Origin of the sequence: Actinoplanes sp. NPDC051861 (genome assembly GCF_040681145.1) — a bacterium.
In the GTDB taxonomy this organism is placed as follows: Bacteria; Actinomycetota; Actinomycetes; order Mycobacteriales; family Micromonosporaceae; genus Actinoplanes.
The window spans coordinates 321,351-342,024 of record NZ_JBFAYE010000001.1 but is presented as its reverse complement, the minus strand read 5'-3'; the positions used below and the strand labels follow the sequence as shown (position 1 = coordinate 342,024).

At 69.9% G+C, this 20,674-nt stretch carries 20 protein-coding genes; 3 read left to right on the top strand and 17 right to left on the bottom strand.

Translation table 11 applies throughout. The annotated features are described in order from the left end of the window. Positions 1-3: 3 nt before the first annotated feature. The 11 genes from AB0M02_RS01825 to trpS all read right to left on the bottom strand — a co-directional run bounded on the left by AB0M02_RS01825 (position 4) and on the right by trpS (position 10,898). Entirely contained in the window at positions 4-684 is a 681-nt protein-coding gene (locus AB0M02_RS01825) for a DUF4272 domain-containing protein (RefSeq protein WP_364219873.1), read from the bottom strand. A 6-nt stretch (positions 685-690) separates the two neighbouring features. Then, complete coding sequence (locus AB0M02_RS01820; protein WP_364219870.1) at positions 691-1,968, bottom strand: thymidine phosphorylase; 1,278 nt, start codon at positions 1,966-1,968, stop codon at positions 691-693. Next, positions 1,965-2,678 (bottom strand): cytidine deaminase, encoded by a 714-nt coding sequence (locus AB0M02_RS01815; RefSeq protein ID WP_364219867.1) that lies wholly within the window; start codon positions 2,676-2,678, stop codon positions 1,965-1,967. The genes AB0M02_RS01820 and AB0M02_RS01815 overlap by 4 nt, the downstream gene beginning before the upstream one ends. A 31-nt stretch (positions 2,679-2,709) precedes the next feature. Then, the gene (locus AB0M02_RS01810; protein WP_364219864.1) at positions 2,710-3,978 is read right to left on the bottom strand and encodes an ABC transporter permease; all 1,269 of its coding nucleotides are present in this window, start codon (positions 3,976-3,978) and stop codon (positions 2,710-2,712) included. A gap of 5 nt (positions 3,979-3,983) precedes the next feature. Beyond that, positions 3,984-5,204 (bottom strand): ABC transporter permease, encoded by a 1,221-nt coding sequence (locus AB0M02_RS01805; RefSeq protein ID WP_364219861.1) that lies wholly within the window; start codon positions 5,202-5,204, stop codon positions 3,984-3,986. Next, complete coding sequence (locus tag AB0M02_RS01800; RefSeq protein WP_364219858.1) at positions 5,201-6,679, bottom strand: ABC transporter ATP-binding protein; 1,479 nt, start codon at positions 6,677-6,679, stop codon at positions 5,201-5,203. Before AB0M02_RS01800 ends, AB0M02_RS01805 begins: the two co-directional genes overlap by 4 nt. A 161-nt stretch (positions 6,680-6,840) precedes the next feature. Then, complete coding sequence (locus tag AB0M02_RS01795) at positions 6,841-7,932, bottom strand: BMP family ABC transporter substrate-binding protein (RefSeq protein WP_364219855.1); 1,092 nt, start codon at positions 7,930-7,932, stop codon at positions 6,841-6,843. Between the two features lie 184 nt (positions 7,933-8,116). Then, positions 8,117-8,380: a hypothetical protein gene (locus tag AB0M02_RS01790; protein WP_364219852.1), complete on the bottom strand. Its 264-nt coding sequence runs from the start codon at positions 8,378-8,380 to the stop codon at positions 8,117-8,119. 14 nt (positions 8,381-8,394) lie between these two features. Further along, positions 8,395-9,315, bottom strand: coding sequence for a YihY/virulence factor BrkB family protein (locus AB0M02_RS01785; protein ID WP_364219849.1), 921 nt, complete (start codon positions 9,313-9,315; stop codon positions 8,395-8,397). A 21-nt stretch (positions 9,316-9,336) separates the two neighbouring features. Continuing rightward, positions 9,337-9,867: a 2'-5' RNA ligase family protein gene (locus AB0M02_RS01780; RefSeq protein ID WP_364219846.1), complete on the bottom strand. Its 531-nt coding sequence runs from the start codon at positions 9,865-9,867 to the stop codon at positions 9,337-9,339. 5 nt (positions 9,868-9,872) lie between these two features. After that, positions 9,873-10,898: a tryptophan--tRNA ligase gene (trpS, locus tag AB0M02_RS01775; RefSeq protein ID WP_364219843.1), complete on the bottom strand. Its 1,026-nt coding sequence runs from the start codon at positions 10,896-10,898 to the stop codon at positions 9,873-9,875. A gap of 138 nt (positions 10,899-11,036) precedes the next feature. Here trpS and galE point away from each other — a divergent pair, with 138 nt between their 5' ends. The 3 genes from galE to AB0M02_RS01760 all read left to right on the top strand — a co-directional run bounded on the left by galE (position 11,037) and on the right by AB0M02_RS01760 (position 14,097). Next, positions 11,037-12,011: a UDP-glucose 4-epimerase GalE gene (gene galE / locus AB0M02_RS01770; protein ID WP_364219840.1), complete on the top strand. Its 975-nt coding sequence runs from the start codon at positions 11,037-11,039 to the stop codon at positions 12,009-12,011. Beyond that, a complete protein-coding gene (gene galK, locus AB0M02_RS01765; RefSeq protein WP_364219837.1) occupies positions 12,011-13,153 on the top strand; it encodes a galactokinase in 1,143 nt (380 codons plus the stop codon). The genes galE and galK overlap by 1 nt, the downstream gene beginning before the upstream one ends. Positions 13,154-13,263: 110 nt before the next feature. Next, positions 13,264-14,097 (top strand): ATP-binding protein, encoded by an 834-nt coding sequence (locus AB0M02_RS01760; RefSeq protein ID WP_364219834.1) that lies wholly within the window; start codon positions 13,264-13,266, stop codon positions 14,095-14,097. On the opposite strand, the gene cysN is transcribed toward AB0M02_RS01760, so the two are convergent. From cysN to AB0M02_RS01730, 6 genes are all read right to left on the bottom strand, one after another. Continuing rightward, positions 14,094-15,392: a sulfate adenylyltransferase subunit CysN gene (gene cysN / locus AB0M02_RS01755; protein WP_364219831.1), complete on the bottom strand. Its 1,299-nt coding sequence runs from the start codon at positions 15,390-15,392 to the stop codon at positions 14,094-14,096. The two genes, AB0M02_RS01760 and cysN, sit on opposite strands and share 4 nt — an antisense overlap. Then, positions 15,392-16,303, bottom strand: a complete 912-nt coding sequence (cysD, locus tag AB0M02_RS01750) for a sulfate adenylyltransferase subunit CysD (protein WP_364219828.1) — start codon at positions 16,301-16,303, stop codon at positions 15,392-15,394. Before cysD ends, cysN begins: the two co-directional genes overlap by 1 nt. Before the next feature lie 61 nt (positions 16,304-16,364). Then, positions 16,365-17,249 (bottom strand): 3'(2'),5'-bisphosphate nucleotidase CysQ, encoded by an 885-nt coding sequence (locus AB0M02_RS01745; RefSeq protein ID WP_364219825.1) that lies wholly within the window; start codon positions 17,247-17,249, stop codon positions 16,365-16,367. 24 nt (positions 17,250-17,273) lie between these two features. Beyond that, the gene (locus AB0M02_RS01740) at positions 17,274-19,034 is read right to left on the bottom strand and encodes a sugar transferase (protein ID WP_364219822.1); all 1,761 of its coding nucleotides are present in this window, start codon (positions 19,032-19,034) and stop codon (positions 17,274-17,276) included. Between the two features lie 139 nt (positions 19,035-19,173). Next, on the bottom strand, positions 19,174-19,779 hold the full coding sequence (gene pth / locus AB0M02_RS01735; protein ID WP_364219819.1) for an aminoacyl-tRNA hydrolase: 606 nt from the start codon (positions 19,777-19,779) through the stop codon (positions 19,174-19,176). A 69-nt stretch (positions 19,780-19,848) separates the two neighbouring features. Next, a complete protein-coding gene (locus AB0M02_RS01730) occupies positions 19,849-20,466 on the bottom strand; it encodes a 50S ribosomal protein L25/general stress protein Ctc (protein WP_364219816.1) in 618 nt (205 codons plus the stop codon). Between the last annotated feature and the right edge of the window lie 208 nt (positions 20,467-20,674).

The window sequence follows — 20,674 nt, the reverse complement described above, 5'->3', positions numbered from 1 at the left end:
GTTTTAAACCGACAAATCCACTTCTTCCCATTCTGGGGGTTTGTCGTGATAGGGGCCTGCAAAGACGACCGCCCACTCAAGCGCCCACCTCCGCTGCCCGATCGCGTTGCTGTCCACCTCGCCGGGCAGGGACCGGCCCTGCTGCTCGGCCTCCTGATAGGCCCAGTCCAGGCAGTAGTAGAGGTCGAGCAGGACCGCGGCCTCGATCGGATCACGGGCCGCGACCAGCGAGCGGGAGCGCCAGTTGCCGAACGTCTCGCCCGCCGGAAGATCGGGCATCTGCATCATCAGCCGGTCGTCGGGCGGCACCGTCGGGTCCAGGTGCCGGCTCAGACCGAGCAGCCAAGCCAGCGCGAAGACCGCGTCGTGGTGCAGCACGAACGAGCGGTGATCACCTTTCGCGCCGATCACGAACTGCCACTCCGGCGGGGTGACCATCTCGACCAGGTGCGAGCCGAGCAGCCAGCTCATCGCCGCCTCGGTGGGCATGCCGAAGCAGCGTGCCACGACGACGTGCAGCACCGCGGCACGGGCTTCGAGCTCGGCGACCGGGCGCAGCTCGACGGTGTCACCCGGCTCCCAGACCAGCGGAAACGCCAGCGGTGGGAGGGGCAGGCCGAGCCGGGCCAGCTCGTCGAGGCTGGCCTCGCGAACCGCGCGGGGATCGGGGGCGGCCTTGGTCATGGTCGGTCAGGCTATGCGGTCCAGCAGAAGGCCGACAGGCGCGGGTGGCTCGGCGCCGATCGTGATCGCGGAGGCCGCGTCGTCACGCGCCGCCGGGATCCTGGTCTCGTCGTCGGCGCGCAGCTCGAGCAGCACGTCACCGGCGCTGACCCGGTCGCCGGGACGCACCCGCAGCTGCACGCCGGCACCAAAGCTGACCGGGTCCTCCTTGCGCGCGCGGCCGGCGCCGAGACGCCAGGCGGCGATGCCGATGCCGTACGCGTCGACCGCACCCACCACACCGTCCTCAGCCGCCCGCAGCACCTCGGTGTGCGCGGCGGTGGGCAGCGGCGCGTCCGGGTCGCCGTCCTGCGCCCGGATCATCGCCCGCCACGTGTCCATGGCCTTGCCGCTCGCCAGCACCTTCTCCGGGTCGGCGTCGACGCCCGCCGCGGCGAGCATCTCCCGGGCCAGGGCCAGGGTCAGCTCGACCACGTCGTCCGGTCCGCCGCCGGCGAGCACCTCGACCGACTCGGCGACCTCGTTGGCGTTGCCGACGGCCAGGCCGAGCGGGGTACTCATGTCGGTGAGCAGCGCGACCGTGGTGACGCCGGAGTCCTTGCCGAGCTGGACCATGGTCCGGGCCAGTTCCTGGGCGGTCGCCAGGTCCTTCATGAAGGCGCCGGAGCCGACCTTGACGTCCAGCACCAGCGCGCCGGTGCCCTCGGCGATCTTCTTGCTCATGATCGAGCTGGCGATCAGCGGGATGGCCTCGACCGTGCCGGTCACATCGCGCAGGGCGTAGAGCTTGCGGTCGGCCGGGGCGAGGCCCTCGCCGGCGGCGCAGATCACCGCGCCGATCTCCTGCAGCTGGCGCTTGAACTCGTCGTTGCTCAGCCGGGCCCGCCAGCCGGATATCGACTCCAGCTTGTCCAGCGTGCCGCCGGTGTGGCCGAGACCGCGGCCGGAGAGCTGCGGCACGGCGACGCCGCACGCGGCCACCAGCGGGGTCAGCGGCAGCGTGATCTTGTCGCCCACGCCGCCGGTGGAGTGCTTGTCGGCGGTCGGCCGGGTCACCGAGGAGAGGTCCAGCCGCTCCCCGCTGGCGATCATCGCGGCGGTCCAGCGGGCGATCTCCGCTGGCGTCATGCCGCGCAGCAGGATCGCCATCGCCAGCGCCGACATCTGCTCGTCGGCGACAACACCTTTGGTGTACGCGTCGACGACCCAGTCGATCTGCGCGTCCGACAGCGCGTGGCCGTCCCGTTTGGCCCGGATGACGTCCACCGCGGCGAACCCGCTCATTTCGTTTCCTCCCAGCGCTGCGGAATACCCTCCGGCAGCTCACCCTCGCCGGCCCAGGACAGGCCGCCCTCGGCGTCCACCACGACGACTCGCGGGGTGCGTACCAGTCCCCAGGCCACGGCGGCGGCCGCGGCCGGGAAGTTGGGGCCCTCCTCGAGGACGCCCTTGTCCTCGGCCGAGCCGGGCTCGCCCGAGGCGCGTTCCCAGTACCCGGTCCAGATCGTCGCGCCGCCGGACAGGTCGGGGTGCACGAAGACCGTGCCGCGTCCGCGCCACTTCGCCAGCTCAGCGGGCACCTCGGCACCGCCGGCCGGCCCGGTGACCCGCGCCATGTCCTCGTAGCCGAACGCGTGCGGCAGCAACTCGGTCATCCGCAACGGCCGGGGCTGTGCCTCGACCAGCAGCTCCGGGCCGCCGTGCTCCCAGAGCAGCTGGCGGCAGCGGCCGCACGGCATCAGGGGGGCACCGGTGGCGTCCACGCAGGAGATCGCCACCAGCCGCCCGCCGCCGGTCGCGTGCAGCGAGCTGACCATCCCGCACTCGGCGCACAGGGTCATGCCCAGCGACGCGTTCTCGACGTTGCAGCCGACCACGACCCGGCCGTCGTCGACGAGCCCGGCCACGCCGACCGGGAAGTCGGACACGGGGACGTAGGCACGCCGCATCGTCTCGATGGCGGCCGCGCGCAGGCCCGCCCAGTCGATCTCCATGGTGTCGATTCTGCCGTACCGGTACCGGCTGTCAGCTCTTGACGTACGGAAGGCCGTCCGCGGCCGGAGCACGGACCCGGCCGACCAGACCGGCCACCGCGATGATGGTGGCCAGGTACGGCAGCATGTTCAGGAACTGGCTCGGCACCGGGCTGCCGACCGCGCTCAGGTACGTCGCCAGCTTCTGCGCGAAACCGAAGAAGAGGGCAGCGCCGAGGGCACCGAACGGTGAATACCGGCCGAAGATCAGGGCGGCGAGCGCGATGAAGCCGGCGCCGGCCGTCATGTTCTTGGTGAAGCTGCCGGTCGCCACGAGCGTGAAGTACGCGCCGCCGATACCGGCCACCACGCCGCCGAGCAGCACGTTGAGGTAGCGCAGGCCGCGTACCCGGATGCCGACGGTGTCCGCCGCGGTGGGGTGCTCGCCGACCGCGCGGGTCCGCAGGCCCCACCGAGTGCGGTTGAGCCCGAAGTGGATGACCACGACGAGGATCAGGGCGATCCAGAGCAGCAGGTTGGCCTCGAAGAGCACCGGGCCGATCACCGGGATGTCGGCGAGGCCGGGAATCCGCCAGGTCGGCATCTGCGGCGGGGTGTTGTAGCTCTGCGCGTCCGGCTGCATGAGCCGCTCGTAGAGGAAGCCGGTGATGCCGAGTGCGAAGAGGTTCAGCACCATGCCGACGACGGTCTGGTCGACCAGGTAGCGGATCGAGAGGACGGCCAGGATCGCCGCGATGATCACACCGCCGACGGCCGCGCTGATCAGGCCGGCCCAGACGCTGCCGGCCATCGTGCCGATCAGCGCGCCGGCGAACGCGCCCATCAGGAACTGGCCCTCGATCGCCACGTTGACCACGCCGGAGCGTTCGCCGAGCACACCCGCGAGCGCGCCCAGGATCAGCGGCAGGGCGAGCTGGAAGGTGCCGCTCGTGGTGTCCACCAGGGGCAGGAACTTGCCCGCCACCTGCCAGCACAGGAAGGACAGGACGAAGGAGAGGATGCCGAGCCCGAGGATCGCGTTCTGCCAGCGCTTGGCCAGGCCGGCGAAGAGCACGCCGCCGGCGGCCGCGGTCAGCACGCCGAAGAGGATCGCGCCGAACTGGCCGTTGATGGTCAGGGCGGCGCCCTCGGCGTCCTCGCTGAGGGTGAAGCGGGCGGACTCGCTCGGCGCGAGCGCGCCGAACAGCACGGTGGCGATCGCACCGATGAGAATCAGGGCGAGACCGAGTCGGCGCTGCCGGGTCCAGAACGGCTCCGGCGCGGCGACCTCGGTCAGGTCCTCCACAGTCGCGGTCGACATGGTCCTCAGCCCTTCGCCAGGGTGACGCCGGCCCGCAGGTTGCGGCTGGCGCGCAGTCGGAAGATCGCCTTGACCAGGGCGGGGGCGGCGATGAAGATGACGATCAGTGCCTGCAGCACGGTGACCAGCTCCAGCGAGATGCCGGAGTAGGACTGCATCCGGTTGCCGCCGGCCCGCAGCGCGCCGAACAGCAGCGCGGCGAAGAACGTGCTCCACGGCTTGTTGCGGCCGAGCAGCGCGACCAGCAGACCGTCGAAGCCGATGTTGCCGGCCACCGCGGGGGTCAGCGCGTGCGCGGTGCCGAGCACCTGGGTGGCGCCGCCGAGACCGGCGAGGGCGCCGGCGACGGCCATCAGCAACGCGTACGTCCGGGCCGGGCTGATGCCGGCGGTCTTGGCGGCGTGCGGGTTGGCACCCACCGCGCGCACCTCGAAGCCGAACGCGGACCGGTTCAGCAGCCAGGCGACACCGGCCGTGGCGGCCAGCGCGAACAGGATGCCGAGGTGGACGCGGAGCACACCGCCGAACGACGGCAGCTGGGCGGACTCGGCGACGGCCTTGCTGATCGCGTCGGTCCGGTCCGGGTCCTGGATGCCCTTCTGGAGCACCAGCCAGGACAGGAACAGCGACGCGGTGTAGTTCAGCATGATGGTCGTGATGACCTCGTGCGCACCGGTGCGTGCCTTGAGGAAGCCGGGGATGAAGCCCCAGAACGCGCCGCCGATCGCACCGGCGATCAGCGCGATCAGCATGTTCACGACGAGCGGCAGGCCGAACGAGAAGCCGACCACACCGGCGGTGATGCAGCCGAGGACCGCCTGGCCCTGGGCACCGATGTTGAACAGGCCGCCGCGGAAGGCCAGTGCCACCGAAAGGCCGGTGAAGACCAGCGGCGCCGCGTAGGTGAGCGTCTCGGAGATCGGAGCGAGCGCGTCCTGCCAGGTGCCGGTGCCGGCGAACCAGGCCGAGTACGCCTCCGGGTCGCCGAGGGCGCCCTTCACCAGGTCCGAGTACGCCGTGGCGATCAGGTCCCAGCTCGCCGACAGCGCGTCGGTCGGTCGTGCGGTGAAGTAGCCGAACTTCGCGAGTACTTCGGAGTCGGAGACGACGATCAGCACGGCGCCGATCAGCACGGCCAGGAAGGTCGACAGGAACGTGACGGTGACCGAGTTCGCCGCCCACAGGTTGCGGGCGAACGAACTCTTCGGCGGTGCTTCGGCGGTCACTTGTCGTCCCCTTCTCCGCCGGTGATGCCGGCCATCAGCAGACCGATCTCCTCGCGCGGGGTGTCCGGCGAGACGACGGCCAGGATCCGGCCGCGGTACATCACCGCGACCCGGTCCGCCAGCCCGACCACCTCGTCGAGTTCGCTGGAGACCACGAGCACGGCGGTGCCCTGGTCGCGCTCGTGGATGATCCGGCCGTGGATGAACTCGATCGAGCCGACGTCCACACCGCGGGTGGGCTGCGACGCGATGAACAGCCGCAGCGGGCGGGACATCTCCCGGGCCACCACGACCTTCTGCTGGTTGCCGCCGGACAGCGTGCCGACCGCGGTCTCCGGTGACTGGCACCGGATGTCGAACTGCGCGACCCGCTCCCGGGCCGACTCGGCGACCTTGGCCGGGTTGAGCTTGAACGCGTTGCCGTAGGGCTCCCGGTCGTACATGTCCAGGACCAGGTTCTCGGCGACCGAGAACTCCTTCACGACACCGTCGTGGCTGCGGTCCTCGGGGATGTAGCCGACGCCGGACCCCAGGATCTTCTTGGTGGTCATGCCGGCCAGGTCGTCACCGTCCAGTTCGACGGTGCCGGCGCGGACCTCGCGCAGGCCCATCACGGCCTCGACCAGTTCCTCCTGGCCGTTGCCCTGGACACCGGCGATGCCGAGCACCTCACCGGCACGCACCAGCAGGTCGAGGCCGTCGACCGCGCGGGCGCCGCGGTCGTCGTCGACGACCAGGCCGGAGATCTTCAGGACGTTGCGGCCCGGCTCGGAGGGTGTCTTGCTGACCTCCAGGCTGACCGCCCGGCCGACCATCAGCGAGGCGAGCTCGTCCTCGCTGGTCTGCGGGCTGGCCGTGCCGACCACCTTGCCGCGCCGGATGACGGTGATCCGGTCGGCGATCGACTTGACCTCTTTGAGCTTGTGGGTGATGAAGACGATCGACTTGCCCATCTCGGTGAGCGAGCGCATCACCGTGAGCAGTTCCTCGGTCTCCTGCGGGGTGAGCACGGCGGTCGGCTCGTCCAGGATCAGCAGGTCGACGTCGCGGGTCAGGGCCTTGACGATCTCGACGCGCTGCTGCGCTCCGACCGGCAGGTCCTCGACCAGCGCGTCCGGGTCGACCGGCAGGCCGTACCGCTGCGAGGTCTCCAGGACGTCGCGCCGGGACCGGCGGCGGTCCAGCCAGCCGAGCGGGCCGCCGCGGATCTCCTCGTGGCCGAGGGCGATGTTCTCCGCAACGGTGAAGACGGGCACCAGCATGAAGTGCTGGTGGACCATGCCGATGCCGGCCGCGATGGCGTCGCGCGGGCTGCGGAAGACCCGCGGCTCGTCGTTGACGACGATCTGGCCCTCGTCGGGCTGCAGCAGGCCGTACAGCTGGTTCATCAGCGTCGACTTGCCCGCACCGTTCTCGCCGAGGAGGGCGTGCACCTCGCCGGGCTCGACGGTGATGTCGATGTGGTCGTTGGCCACCAGGTCGCCGAAGCGCTTGGTGATGCCGCGCAGTTCCAGTTTCAGCGGAATCTCCCCGACGTCGTGATGCCTGGTGGACGAGAGACGGCTAATGCGAGCCGCCGCTCGGCCGCAGGGTATGACCTGCGGCCGCGCGGCGGCCAGATGTTACTACCGAGGGATCAGGCCGGCGCGCTGGCCGACTCCACCTTGACGGTGCCCTTGGCGATGTCCTCCTTGAGCTTGTCGACCTCGGCCTTGAGGGCCGCGTCGACCTTCGAGTCGAACTGGTTGTACGGCGCGATCGAGACGCCGTTGTTCTCCAGGGTGCCCAGGTAACCGGGGCTCGCGGCGAGGGCCTCGCCGCCGGCGCCCTTGACCACGGCCTGCTTCACGGCGTCGGTGATGTTCTTGACGACGGTGGTCAGGAACACGTCGCAGTACTGCTCGGCGCTCTTGCAGCCGTCCTGGTCGACCCAGATGACGGAGAGCTTGCCGCCCGAGTCCTTGGCGACCTGAGCGGTGCCGAGGCCGGTGCCGCCGGCGACCGGCATGACGATGTCAGCGCCCTGGGAGACCAGGGTCTGCGTGATCGTCTTGCCCTTGTTCTGGTCGATGAAGCTCTCGGCGAACGTGCCGTTCTGGGCCTTCTTGTCCCAGCCGATGACCTGGACCTTGGTGCCCTTCTGGGTGTTGTGGTAGGCCACGCCGTCGGCGAAGCCGTCCATGAAGATGGTCACCGGCGGGATCTTCAGACCGCCGTAGGTGGCCACCTTGCCCGACTTCGAGTAGCCCGCGGCCAGGTAGCCGGCGAGGAACGCGGCCTGGTGCGTGGCGAACTGCATCGGGTAGACGTTCGCGCCGGTGCTGCCGCTGTCCACGATGGCGAACTGCGAGTCGGCGTTCTCGCCGGCGACCTTCTTGGTGACGTCGCCCATCAGGCCGCCGACCGCGAGGATGAAGTTGCACTTCTGGGACACGAAACCGCGCAGGCCGGGCTCGTAGTCGGCCTCCGACGACGACGCGGTGACCTTGGTCTCGACGTTGCTCTTCTCAGCCTTGGCGGCCTCGAGGCCGGCCCAGGCGGACGCGTTGAACGACTTGTCGTCGATGCCACCGGTGTCGGTGACCATGCAGGCCTTGTATGCGGCGGCGGCGCTGGTGCCACTGCCGGGCGTGGTCTCCTCCGGGGCGTCGCCACAGGCAGCGGCAGCGAGCGTCAGCCCACCTGCCGCGAGAATCGCCACGATCCGCTTCCCACGTACTGGGCGCAAGACGCCCTCCTTCCACTGCTCACCGAATCCGTACGGTGAATCTCAGGCGGCAGCGTAGCGTTGCCTAAACGCCTCGTCAGGGGATCGTTCCGGACTGTTCGCGCACCGTTACCTGGTTGCAATCCCAGCTCCCGTACGGGGTGATTCTGTATCACGTTGTACGGAGCCGAATTACCGCAGGGCCTCATTTTTCGTGCTGATTCGACTTCTGCTCGTGATTGCCGTTAATTGCGGCCCGGAAGGCGCGTACACCCAGGACACCCACTGTGGTTCCGATCACCAATGAGGCGCCGATCAACAGAGCGTGCACCCAGAGGAACGAGGTCGGCGTCCCGTCGGCGAACGAGCGGTCGTCCCGGTAGATGGCGACGCCGAACCTCGGCCAGATGAGCCAGGTCCAGACACCGACCGCGATCAGGAACGCCGCCCACCGCCGAGAGATCACCACGCGGCCAGTATCCGTCACTGCGGGCGGGCGTGCCTGATCCAGGTGTTCTGGCCGACCGGCGCGGTCTTGTCGTCGGCCGAGAGGTCGACCACGCGGCCGTGCGGGCTGGTCGCCGCCCAGGCCGCGCCGAAGAGCAGCAACTGGTTGAAGACGTAGAGGTAGACCAGGGCGCCGACGGCGGAACCGACCAGGCCGTACGCCGGGTTGCGCTCGACGATCGCGACGAACGACTTGCCGACCGTGTTGAGCAGCATGATGCCGATGCCGACCTGCAGCACCGGCGGCGCCATCCGCCGGGCGGTCATCCGCAGCCGGGGCACGGCGGCCAGCAGCGCGGCGGCGAGCAGCATGTTGACCGCGAGCGTCAGCACCCAGCTGACGATCGAGAGCGTGGTGGCGAAACCGCCGCCGGCCAGCCAGTGCAGGAGCCGCTCCAGGCCGTAGACGGCGAGCTGGGAGAGCGCCAGCAGGAGCAGGATGCCGATCAGGACGGCCAGGTCGACCACCTGGCGTACGCCGATGTAGCCCGGCTGCTCGCGCAACTGCCAGATGAGCCGCTGCGAGGAGCGGATCGACTCGACCCAGCCGATGCCGGTGAAGGTCAGGCCGACCAGGCCGACGATGCCGACCGTCTTCTTGCTGTCCAGGATGGCCTGGATGTCGAGGAACGGCAGGTTGTTCGCGAGGAAGTCGACGACCAGGTCGAACAGCTCGGTCCGGTTGGCGAGCAGGAAGCCGAAGATCGAGTAGCCGATGAGCAGCAGCGCGAAGACGGCGAAGAACCCGTAGTAGGCGATCGCGGCGGCGAGCCGGCCACCCTGGACGTCCTCATAGCGCAGGATCGCCCGGCACAGGTGATCGAAGTACGGCGACCGGTATCGCAACGTCATGATCCGGGACGCGCTCGCGTCGTACGCCCGGTCGATCGCATTCACCGGGCGACCGTAACCGATGTCTCAGCCGCCGAGGGGAAAGTCACGGCGCGGGCGCCACGGACCCTCCCCGCCGTGCGAGAAGAGCGTGAAAGAGGAGACCTCGAAACGTGCCGAGAAGCCGGCCAGGTCGTCGAAGACGGCGTCCAGGGCGTCGGCCGGCACGTCCTGCGCCACGGTGACATGCGGGTGGTACGGGAACCGCGTGTCCCGCCGCACGTCCTCGGAGCGCGTGATCGCCTCCGCCAACAGCTCACACTCGCTGATGCCCATCGCCAGAGTCACGAAAACCACCTCGGTGATCGGCCGGAACGTGCCGGTGCCGCGCAGGTGGATGGTGAACGGCTGCTGCGCCGAGGCGATCGCCTCGAGATGCTTCTCCACCGCCGGCAGCGCGTCACCGGCCACCTCGGTCGGCCCGAGGAGGGTGACGTGCGCCGGGGTGTAGGCGGCCTGGGGGTCGCCGGCCTCCGCGCGGCGGCGGGTGAGCGCCGATCCCCAGGGCTCCGGGATGTCGATCGCGACGCCGATGCGCGTCACGGATGGTTCGGACACCGGGGTCAGACTCCGCGCTGCGGGCTGACGAAGCCCACGTTCCGGTACGCCTCGACGAGGGTGGTCGCGGAGACGGCGCGGGCCTTCTCGGCGCCGATGGCGAGGATCTTGTCGAGGTGGGCGGGATCGTCCAGGTACGCCTTCGTCCGCTGCTGGATCGGCGTGACGAACTCGACCAGCGCCTCGGCGAGGTCCTTCTTCAGGTCGCCGTAACCGCGCCCGTCGTACTCCTCGAGCAGCTCGTCGATGGCCCGGTTGGTGAGCGCGGCGTAGATCGTCAGCAGGTTGCTGATGCCGGGCTTGTTCTCCTCGTCGTAGAGGATCTCGCGGCCGGTGTCGGTGACCGCCGACCTGATCTTCTTGGCCGAGCGGGCCGGGTCGTCGAGCAGCTCGATGATGCCGTTCGGCGAGGAGGCCGACTTCGACATCTTGCTCGTCGGGTCCTGCAGGTCGGTGATCTTCGCGGTGTCCTTGACGATGTACGCCGACGGCACCGTGAACGTCGGGCCGAACCGGGTGTTGAACCGCTGCGCCAGATCCCGGGTGAGCTCCAGGTGCTGCCGCTGGTCCTCCCCGACCGGAACCTGGTCGGCCTGATAGAGGAGGATGTCCGCGGCCTGCAGGATCGGATAGGTGAACAGGCCGACGGTGGTGCTGTCCTGGCCGGCCTTGGCCGACTTGTCCTTGAACTGCACCATGCGGCCGGCCTCGCCGAACCCGGTGATGCAGCTCAGCACCCAGCCGAGCTGCGCGTGCTCGGGCACGTGCGACTGGACGAAGAGCGTGCAGCGCTCCGGGTCCAGTCCGAGCGCGAGCAACTGCGCCACGGAAACCCGGGTACGGTTACGGAGAGCGACGGGATCGTGTCCCATGGTGATCGCGTGCAGGTCGACGACGCAGTAGAACGCGTCGTGGGTGTCCTGCATGGCCACCCAGTTGCGGACGGCGCCCAGATAGTTGCCGAGATGGAAGGAGTCGGCAGTCGGCTGAATGCCGGAGAGCACACGCGGGCGGCGGGCAACGTCGGACATGGGCGCCATTGTGTCAGTCTCGGCCCGCTATCCGCGAATCCCCCACCGGGTCGGGCGAATGTTCGAACCTGTTGACTTATGAGCGTTTCTACGTAATTCTGTGATCGATCAGACTGTGCATCAGAGAGGGCCTGAGTCGTGAAATTGCTCGTCACCGGCGGCGCCGGTTACGTCGGTAGCGTGACCAGCAGGCTGCTGCTGGACGCCGGACACGAGGTCGTCGTCCTGGACAACCTGCGCACCGGTTTCCGCCAGGCGGTCGCCCCGGACGCCACCTTCGTCGAGGCGGACATCGCCGACGCGGCTCAGGTGCTGACGCCGGACGCGGGCTTCGACGCCGTGCTGCACTTCGCCGGGCTGATCGCGGCCGGTGAGTCGATGGCCAAGCCGGAACTGTACTGGCACGAGAACGTCGTCAAGTCGCTGGCTCTGCTGGACGCGATCCGGGCCGCCAAGGTCCCCCGGGTGATCTTCTCGTCGACCGCGGCGGTCTACGGCAACCCGGTCGAGTTGCCCATCACCGAGTCCTCGATCAAGGCGCCGACCAGCACGTACGGGTCGACCAAGCTGACCTTCGACCTGGCGCTCACCTCCGAGACGTTCGCGCACGGCCTGGCCGCCGTCTCGCTGCGCTACTTCAACGTGGCCGGCGCCTACATCACCGACCGCCACGAGATCGGCGAGCGGCACGACCCGGAGACCCACCTCATCCCGATCACCCTGCAGGCCGCCGCCGGCAAGCGGGACAAGCTGCAGCTCTTCGGCGACGACTACCCCACCCCGGACGGGACCTGCGTCCGGGACTACATCCACGTCGAGGACCTGGCCCGGGCCCACCTGCTGGCGCTCGGCGCGACCACGGCCGGCGAGCACAAGATCTACAACCTGGGCAACGGCAACGGGTTCTCCAACCGGCAGGTCGTCGAGGCGGCCCGCGAGGTCACTGGCGCGGAGATCCCGGTGGAGATCGCACCGCGGCGCGACGGCGACCCGGCCACCCTGGTCGCCTCCTCCGCCCGCGCCCGCGAGGAACTCGGCTGGGTGCCGGAGAAGAACACACTGCAGGCGATGATCGGCGACGCGTGGACGTTCTACCAGAAGCACGTCGCCTGATGAGCGTCTCGTCGACGGCCGAGGCGGCGTTCCGGGAGGCGTACGGCACCGGGCCGGAGGGGCTCTGGGCCGCGCCGGGACGGGTCAACCTGATCGGCGAGCACACCGACTACAACGACGGCTTCGTGCTTCCCTTCGCCCTGCCGCAGCGCACCGTCGCGGCCGTCGGGCCCGCGCCGGACGGGAAGTGGTCGGTCTGCTCGACGCTGGCACCCGAGCCGGTGACGTTCGGCGTCACCGGACCGGGTGAGGTGACCGGCTGGGGCGCGTACGTCGCCGGCGTGGTCTGGGCCCTGCAGGACGCCGGGTACGAGGTGCCCCCGGTCCGGATCGCGCTCGACTCCGACGTGCCCCTGGGAGCCGGTGTCTCCTCGTCGGCCGCCATGGAGTCGGTGGTGCTCACCGCGCTGATCGACCTCGGCGGCCTGGACGTGCCGCTGGAGCGCCGCCCGGCGATCGCCCAGCGGGCCGAGAACGTCTACGTCGGCGCGCCCACCGGCATCCTGGACCAGTCCGCGTCCATCCGGTGCGAGCCGGGCCGGGCGCTGTTCCTCGACTGCCGGACGTACGAGGTCGAGCAGATCCCGTTCGACCTGGCCGCCGAGGGCCTGGCAATCCTCGTGATCAACAGCAACGCGCCGCACCAGCACGTCGACGGTGAGTACGGCGCCCGCCGCAAGACCTGCGAGGCGGCCGCCGGGATCCTCGGTGTCACGGCCCTGCGCGACGTCTCCGTCCCCGAGCTGCCCGAGGCGCTGGAACGGCTCGACGACGACGTGATGCGGCGCCGGACCCGGCACATCGTCACCGAGAACCAGCGGGTCCTGGACACCGTCACGCTGCTGCGCTCGGGCCGGGTGCGCGAGATCGGCCCGCTGCTGACCGCCTCGCACACCTCGATGCGCGACGACTTCGAGATCACCGTGGCGCAGGTCGACGTGGCCGTGCGGGCGGCGCTGGCGGCCGGGGCGTACGGCGCCCGGATGACCGGCGGCGGCTTCGGTGGCTGCGTGCTGGCACTGGTGGACGCCGACCGGGCGGAACCGACCGCGGCGGCGGTGGCGGCCGCGTACGAGGAACACGGGTTCACCGCACCCACCAGCTGGGTGGCGGTCGCGGGGCCGGGCGCGACCCGGCTGTGACGCTGTGGAGCGGCCCCCCATCCGGGGGGTCGCGATAGCCCGTTCGCCCGATCACCCGCAGGAGCGAGACCAGGGGCTCAGCGGACCGCGACGCGGTTATGGTGTCCGGCATGGGGGTCAGCCCGCCGTATCTCTCCGATGACACCGAGCAAGATGACACCGAGCAAAGTGTCACCATCCGCGCCGACGACGGCGAGGATGCTGCCGTCTCCGTGCTCACGGTCCGCGGCTCCTGGGACGCCCAGTTGCGCCTCAACGCCTCGGCGACGCTGCGCCGGTGCTTCACCGAGCACCCCGACGGGCTCATCGTGGACCTGTCCGGCCTGCTCGACCCGCACAGCGAGAGCGCGCCCACCTGGATGACCGCACGGCACGCCGCCGCCGGGCTGGAGCCTCCGGTGCACCTGGCCCTCTGCGTGCCCCCGGAGCTGCCGCTGGCCGACCGGATGCAGGGCCTCGACGCCGGCCGGTTCCTGCCGATCTACGCCAAGGTGGGTCAGGCGCGGGTGGCCCTGGCCGGGCGGATGCCGGGCGCCGAGCGGCTGACCCTCACGCTCTCGCCCGAGCCGGACGCGCCGAGCGCCGCGCGCAACCTGGTCAGCGACGCCTGCCTGGCATGGGGCCTGGTCCACCTGCTCTATCCGAGCCGGCTGGTGATGTCCGAGCTGGTGACGAACGCGGTCGAGCACGCGGGCACCGAGATCCGGGTGGTGGTGACCCGGCGCGGCGCCGGGCTGCACCTGTCGGTGGCCGACCGGGACCCCCGGTTGCCGGCGATGATCCAGCTGACCCGGCCGCGACCGGACCTGCCGCTCGACGTGCGCGGGCGCGGGTTGCGGACGGTGCACGAGACAGCGGCCCTGTGGGGCTCCGTGCCGACCGAGCACGGCAAGGTGGTGTGGGCGGCGGTCCGGGGCACCCCGGACCGCCGTGAGGCGCGCTAGCGGGCTTCGATGATCATCCCGGACGCGACCGTCCGGTTCGTGGCCTCGTCGATCAGGATGAAGCCACCGGTGGTGCGGTTGCGCCGATACTCGTCGGCCAGCAGCGGCACGGTGGTGCGCAGCCTGACCCGGCCGATCTCGTTGAGCGAGAGCTCGGCGGCGGACTCGTCGCGGTGCAGCGTGTTCACGTCGAGCCGGTACTGCAGGCCGCGGACGACGGTGCGAGCGGTCCGGGTGGTGTGCTTTATGGCGTACTTGCCGCCGACCCGCAGCGGGGCCGTCTCGTCCATCCAGCAGACCATCGCCTCGATGTCCTGAGCCGGCGTCGGCGCGTTGTGCGGCCGGCAGATCATGTCACCGCGGGAGATGTCGATCTCGTCGGTCAGCCGGACCGTGACGGACATCGGCGGGAACGCCTCGTCCACCTCGCCGTCGGCCGTGTCGATCGCGGCGATCTTGCTGGTCAGGCCGGAGGGCAGGACCATCACGTCGTCGCCGGGCTTGAGGATGCCGGAGGCGACCTGACCGGCGTATCCCCGGTAGTCGGTGACGGTCGTCGACTGCGGACGGATCACGTACTGCACCGGGAAGCGCACGTCGACGAGGTTGCGGTCGCTGGCGATGTGCACGTGCTCCAGGTGGTGGAGCAGTGACGGGCCCTCGTACCACGGGGTGTTCTCCGAGCGGGTGGCGATGTTGTCGCCGTGCAGCGCGGAGATCGGGATGACGGTGAGGTCGGGTGCGTCGAGTTTCGCGGCGAACGAGGTGAACTCGTCGGCGATCCGCTCGAACACCTTCTGGTCCCAGTCGACCAGGTCCATCTTGTTGACGCACAGCACCAGGTGCGGCACCCGCAGCAGCGAGCAGAGGAACGCGTGCCGGCGGGACTGCTCGACCAGGCCCTTGCGGGCGTCGACCAGGATCAGCGCCAGGTCGGCGGTGGAGGCACCGGTGACCATGTTCCGGGTGTACTGGATGTGCCCCGGGGTGTCCGCGATGATGAACTTGCGCCGGGGTGTGGCGAAGTACCGGTACGCCACGTCGATCGTGATGCCCTGCTCCCGCTCGGCGCGCAGGCCGTCGGTGAGCAGAGCGAGGTTCGTGTACTCGTCGCCGCGGGACGCGCTGGCCGCCTCGACGGCCTCCAGCTGGTCGGCGAAGATCGTCTTGGTGTCGAACAGCAGCCGGCCGATGAGCGTGGACTTGCCGTCGTCGACGCTTCCCGCGGTGGCGAACCTCAGCAGGTCCATACCGCGGGCGTTCGCGGCGTCCGGCTCGAGAACAGCCTGACTCATCAGAAGTAACCCTCTCGCTTACGGTCTTCCATCGCGGCCTCGCTGACCTTGTCGTCACCGCGGGTCGCGCCACGCTCGGTGATCCGGGTGGCGGCGACCTCGTCGATCACCTTCTCGACGGTGTCGGCGTCGGAGAGCACCGCGGCGGTCTGCGAGGCGTCGCCGACGGTCCGGTACCGCACGCGGCGGACCTCGGACGTCTCACCGTCGCGCAGCCGGATGAACTCGTTGACCGCGTAGAACATCCCGCCGCGCTCGACGACCTCACGGTCGTGGGCGTAGTAGATGCTCGGCAGCGGGATCCGCTCCTTGGCGATGTAGTGCCAGACGTCCAGCTCGGTCCAGTTGGAGAGCGGGAACACCCGGATCGACTCGCCCGGGTGGTGGCGCCCGTTGTAGAGGGCCCACAGCTCGGGACGCTGGTTCTTCGGGTCCCACTGGCCGAACTCGTCGCGGAAGCTGAACATCCGCTCCTTGGCCCGGGCCTTCTCCTCGTCCCGGCGGGCGCCGCCGAACAGGGCGTCGAACCGGTACTTCTCCACGGCGTTGAGCAGCACGGGGGTCTGGATCCGGTTACGCGTGCCGTCGGGCAGCTCGCGGACCAGGCCGGTGTCGATCGCCTCCTGCACGCTGGCGATCACCAGGTTGAGGCCGAGCGAGGCCACTCGGCTGTCCCGATAATCCAGGACCTCGGGGAAGTTGTGTCCGGTGTCGACGTGCATGACCGGGAACGGGATGCGCGCCGGGGCGAACGCCTTCTCGGCGAGGCGCAGCATCACGATCGAGTCCTTGCCGCCGGAGAAGAGCAGCACGGGGCGCTCGAACTCGGCCATGACCTCACGCATCACAAAGATGCTCTCGGCTTCGAGAGCATCGAGATGCGAGACGCGGTAGGGCTTCGTCTGGCTCATGGGTTCAGTCCCCAGACCTTTCGGGGGTATCGGCCGGGCAGGGTTTGCCGAGTCGTCATTGTTACGGAAGATGCCGCTGCAGCGCAGCTAGCAACCGAGGAGCGAGATCTTTGCGACAGACGACCAGGTCAGGAAGCTTCGGATCGGCCCGGTTGTAGGCAAGCGGGGACCCGTCGACGCGGGAGGCGTGCAATCCCGTGGCCAACGCCACAGCGGCGGGCGCGGCGGAGTCCCACTCGAACTGCCCGCCGGCGTGCACGTAGGCGTCCGCCTCGCCGCTGATCACGGCGGCGATCTTCACACCGGCCGAGCCCATCGGCACCAGCTCGGCGCCGATGTCCTCGGCGAGGGCGGTGACGAACGCGGGCGGACGGGTCCGGCTGGCCGCGATCCGAATGGCTCCGCCGGTCGCCGACTCCAGCGGCATCGGCGGGTAGGCCGGCGGCTGGTCGGTGGCGTACGTGCGGTGCTGGGCGGGCATCGCCACCGCGCCGGCCGCGAGACAGGCCGGGGACGAGCAGTCGGCGGTCCAGAGCGCCACGTGCACGGCCCAGTCGGTGCGGCCCTCCTCGGAGAACTCACGGGTGCCGTCGAGCGGGTCGACGATCCACACCCGCGAGGCGCCGAGCCGGTCCGGCCGTACGGTCGTCTCCTCGCCCTCACGCCAGGCGACCCGGGCGTGCTCGTCCTCCTCGGAGAGCACCGCGTCGGCCGGGCGCCAGCGGGCCAGCTCGGCCCGGAGCAGTTCGTGCGCGGCCTGGTCACCGGCGGCCTTGAGTGCCTTCGGGTCGTCGAAGCCCATCTCGGCGCGGACCTGAAGCAGCGTCTGGCCGGCGCGTTCCGCGAGCCAGCGGGCGAAGGCCGCGTCGATGACCGGTGGCGTACCGTGGTCGCCGGCCTCGCGCTGTCCCGCGATGCGTGCGGACGTCTTCGTCTGCTCGCTCATCCTTCTAGCTCCCTAACTAGGCCCTCAGTAAGCTCCGGAAGACCGCACCACCGCGGTCACCGTCCTGAGCAGGATCACCAGATCCAGGCTCAGTGACCAGTTCTCGACATAGCGCAGATCCAGCCGGACCGCCTCCTCCCAGGAGAGGTCCGACCGCCCGGACACCTGCCACAAACCGGTCATCCCCGGCTTGACGGCCAGCCGGCGCCGCACGTCGTCGGCGTAGGCGGCAACCTCCGTCGGCAACGGTGGCCGCGGACCGACCAGCGACATCTGCCCCAGCAGGACGTTCAGCAGCTGCGGGAGCTCATCCAGCGAGAACCTGCGCAACCATCGCCCGACCGGAGTGACCCGCGGGTCGTCGCGGATTTTGAAGAGCACACCGTCGTGCTCGTTGAGGTGCCTCAGCTCGGCCAACCGGGCCTCGGCGTCGACATACATACTGCGGAACTTGAAGATCCGGAACTGCCGGCCGTCTCGTCCCACACGTACTTGCCGAAAGAGTACCGGTCCGCGTGAACCGAGGCCCACACAGAGCGCCACGGTCAGCAGCACGGGACCGAAAAGGACGAGCAGCAGGAACGCCGCCACCCGATCGACGAGGTCCTTTACGAGCCGCGAGCCGCCGTGCAGCCGGGGATGTTCGACGTGCAGCATCGGCAGTCCGTCGAACGGGCGGATGGTGGTGCGGGCGCCGGCCACGTCCATCAGCGCGCTGGCGACCACCAGGTCCACCTCGTCCCGCTCGAGTCGCCAGGCCAGACGGCGTACGGCAGCGCCGTCCAGCTCCGGGCAGCTCAGCACGACCACGGTGTCCGCATCGGCCTCGTCGACCGCGCTCGCCACGTCGTCGAAGGTGCCGTACACCGGCAGATCCGTCACCCCGATGCCGTCGGCGCCCGGCGGCAGGCAGGCGCCGACCACCTCCAGACCGTGATACCGCTCACGGCGCAACTGCCGGGCTATGCCGATGACGGACAGCTCGTGTCCGACAACGATCACACGACGGAGGTTCTCCCCGCGGGCGCGGGCCCAGTGCAGCCGCTTGCGCAGCACGAACCGGGACACCACCACCGCGACGATCGCGGTCGGCAGGGCGACCAGGACGTAGGACCTGGCCAGGTCCAGATCGAGGGCGTACGAGACGACGGCCGCGCCGGCGATCAGGCCGACCCCGCCGCGGATCACCCGTTGATACTCGTCACTGCCGACGAACAGGAACCGCCGCTCGTACGCACGGCAGAGCGCCAGCACCAGCAGGAGCGCCACCGGCAACAGCGCGGAGAGGACCAGATAGGCCCGGTTGTACTGGGTGACCGCCTCGCCGAACCGGACCACGAACGTCACGGAGCCGGCGACCACACCGGCGATCAGATCGGTGAGGACCAGCGTCCAGACGTATCGGCGTTCCCAGAGCTGGCGCCGTGACAGCGCGGCGTGCCTGCCGCGAGCCCGGACGAACGGCCGCGTGGCCTGGGATCGGTTGGGCCGCCGGGACCAGTGCCGCTCCATGGCGAGGTTGCGCGCCCGGTCGGGGGCGGAGCGGACCGTACGGGGGGCGGCGTTGGGCGCTTCCACACCGGAGGCGCCGGCCGGCGGCGGGCTCAGTGGCGCCTGCACCGGGCCGGGAATCCTGTTCAGAGCGGAGTCCCGGCGGGGAGGACGCTGCGGTCCAGAGTTGTCGGGCGGATGATGCGCAGTGCCGAACTCAGGCCGGATCAGCGGCAGGATCGCCGTGGGTTCGGTCAACGCGTCCGCCCGGTCCTCGGACACGTCCTGCGACATCCTCGAACCTCCCGTCACGTCATCCAGCGCACCCGATTTGTGCGCGTCCGAGTGACCAACGGACGGACGGCGAGCGCGTCACGGGACCGCTAGGCGGACAAAAGGACCCAAACGGATTCCCTGTTCTGCCCTCCGGAGATCAACTCCCGTGGTATTTGTTCTGCGCCCACTCCACGCCTTCGAGGACTATCGCCTCCGCAACGTCGGCTGCCCGATCCACCAGGAAGTCCAGCTCCTTGCGCTCCGCCGCGGAGAAGTCGGAGAGCACGTAGTCGGCCGGGTCCTGCCGGCCCGGCGGCCGCCCGATCCCGAAGCGCACCCGCGCGTACTCCTTGCTCGCGAGCGACTTCGACATCGAACGAAGCCCGTTGTGCCCGCCCTCGCCTCCGCCACGTTTCGCCCGAACCTGTCCGAACGGCACATCCAGCTCATCATGCACCGCGATCACATTCGCCACGGGAACTTTGAAGAACTGTGACAACGCCACCACCGGCGCGCCCGACAGGTTCATATAGGTCAGCGGTTTCAGCAGGATGAGCCGGGGGCCGCCGTACCCCAGCCGCCCCTCCGCCGCGTCACCCTGAGCGCGCTTCGCCCGGCCGAATTTGCCCCCGATGCGGGAGGCCAGCAGGTCGGCCACCAGAAAGCCCACGTTGTGCCGGTTGCCGGAGTACTCCCGGCCCGGATTTCCCAGGCCGACCACCAGCCAGGGTGCCTCGTCGCTCAAAACCTCCGCCTCCCGCATACACAATCAGGGAAAGTGCCGGCCGGCACTTTCCCTGATGCTCTGGTCTACCGCTGCTGCGCGTCAGACTTACTCCGCGGCGCTGTCGCCCTCGGTGGCGGTCTCGCCCTCGGCAGCCTCGTCGTCGGCCGGCGAGACGGTCTGCGCCGCGTTCACGATCGCGAGGACGGTCTCGGCGTCCACGGCGAGCTCGACGCCACGCGGCAGCTTCACGTCGCCGGCGGTGATGTGCGAGCCGGCCTCCAGGCCCTCGATCGAAACCTCGACCTCGGACGGCAGGTGCAGGGCGTCGGCGATCACCGCGACGGTGTTCGACTCGTGCACGATCAGGGTGTTCTTGGCGGCCTCACCGGTCAGCGTCACCGGGACGTCGACCTGGACCTTCTCGCCACGCTTCACGATCAGCAGGTCCACGTGCTCGAACGTGTCCTTGATCGGGTCGCGCTGGATCGCCTTCGGCAGCGCCAGGGTGGCGGCCGCGTTACCGGCGATGTCGATCGTGAAGACCTGGTTCAGCCCGCCGTGGCGGATGGCGGCTGCGAACTCACGGGCCGGCAGCGCGATGTGCTGCGGCTTCTCGCCGTGGCCGTACAGCACGGCTGGCACCAAACCGGCCCGGCGCGTGCGGCGGGCACCACCCTTGCCGAACTCGGTGCGGGGCTCGGCGCTGATCTTTACCTCGGACACGGGGAAACTCCTGAAACTCTTCGATGCGGGCTGCGTCTAAGTCTGCGGCTGCGGTATCCGGCAGTGCTGCGGTGATGTGTGGCGCTGCCGGGCAAGGGGGCGCGCTGGGCACAGGCCCGGAGCACCGCGTCGATGACGGCGCCTCGAGCGGACTGCGAATCTCAACAGCCCACGAGGCACCCTCGCCGTGGCAACCGCACTAGCTTAC

Excerpts from the sequence above, each read along its gene's own strand:
- AB0M02_RS01825 (WP_364219873.1), bottom strand. The coding sequence starts at position 684 with ATGACCAAGGCCGCCCCCGATCCCCGCGCGGTTCGCGAGGCCAGCCTC.
- AB0M02_RS01820 (WP_364219870.1), bottom strand. The coding sequence starts at position 1,968 with ATGAGCGGGTTCGCCGCGGTGGACGTCATCCGGGCCAAACGGGACGGC.
- AB0M02_RS01815 (WP_364219867.1), bottom strand. The coding sequence starts at position 2,678 with ATGGAGATCGACTGGGCGGGCCTGCGCGCGGCCGCCATCGAGACGATG.
- AB0M02_RS01810 (WP_364219864.1), bottom strand. The coding sequence starts at position 3,978 with ATGTCGACCGCGACTGTGGAGGACCTGACCGAGGTCGCCGCGCCGGAG.
- trpS (WP_364219843.1), bottom strand. The coding sequence starts at position 10,898 with ATGTCCGACGTTGCCCGCCGCCCGCGTGTGCTCTCCGGCATTCAGCCG.
- galK (WP_364219837.1), top strand. The coding sequence starts at position 12,011 with ATGAGCGTCTCGTCGACGGCCGAGGCGGCGTTCCGGGAGGCGTACGGC.
- AB0M02_RS01760 (WP_364219834.1), top strand. The coding sequence starts at position 13,264 with ATGGGGGTCAGCCCGCCGTATCTCTCCGATGACACCGAGCAAGATGAC.
- cysN (WP_364219831.1), bottom strand. The coding sequence starts at position 15,392 with ATGAGTCAGGCTGTTCTCGAGCCGGACGCCGCGAACGCCCGCGGTATG.
- cysD (WP_364219828.1), bottom strand. The coding sequence starts at position 16,303 with ATGAGCCAGACGAAGCCCTACCGCGTCTCGCATCTCGATGCTCTCGAA.
- AB0M02_RS01745 (WP_364219825.1), bottom strand. The coding sequence starts at position 17,249 with ATGAGCGAGCAGACGAAGACGTCCGCACGCATCGCGGGACAGCGCGAG.
- AB0M02_RS01740 (WP_364219822.1), bottom strand. The coding sequence starts at position 19,034 with ATGTCGCAGGACGTGTCCGAGGACCGGGCGGACGCGTTGACCGAACCC.
- pth (WP_364219819.1), bottom strand. The coding sequence starts at position 19,779 with ATGCGGGAGGCGGAGGTTTTGAGCGACGAGGCACCCTGGCTGGTGGTC.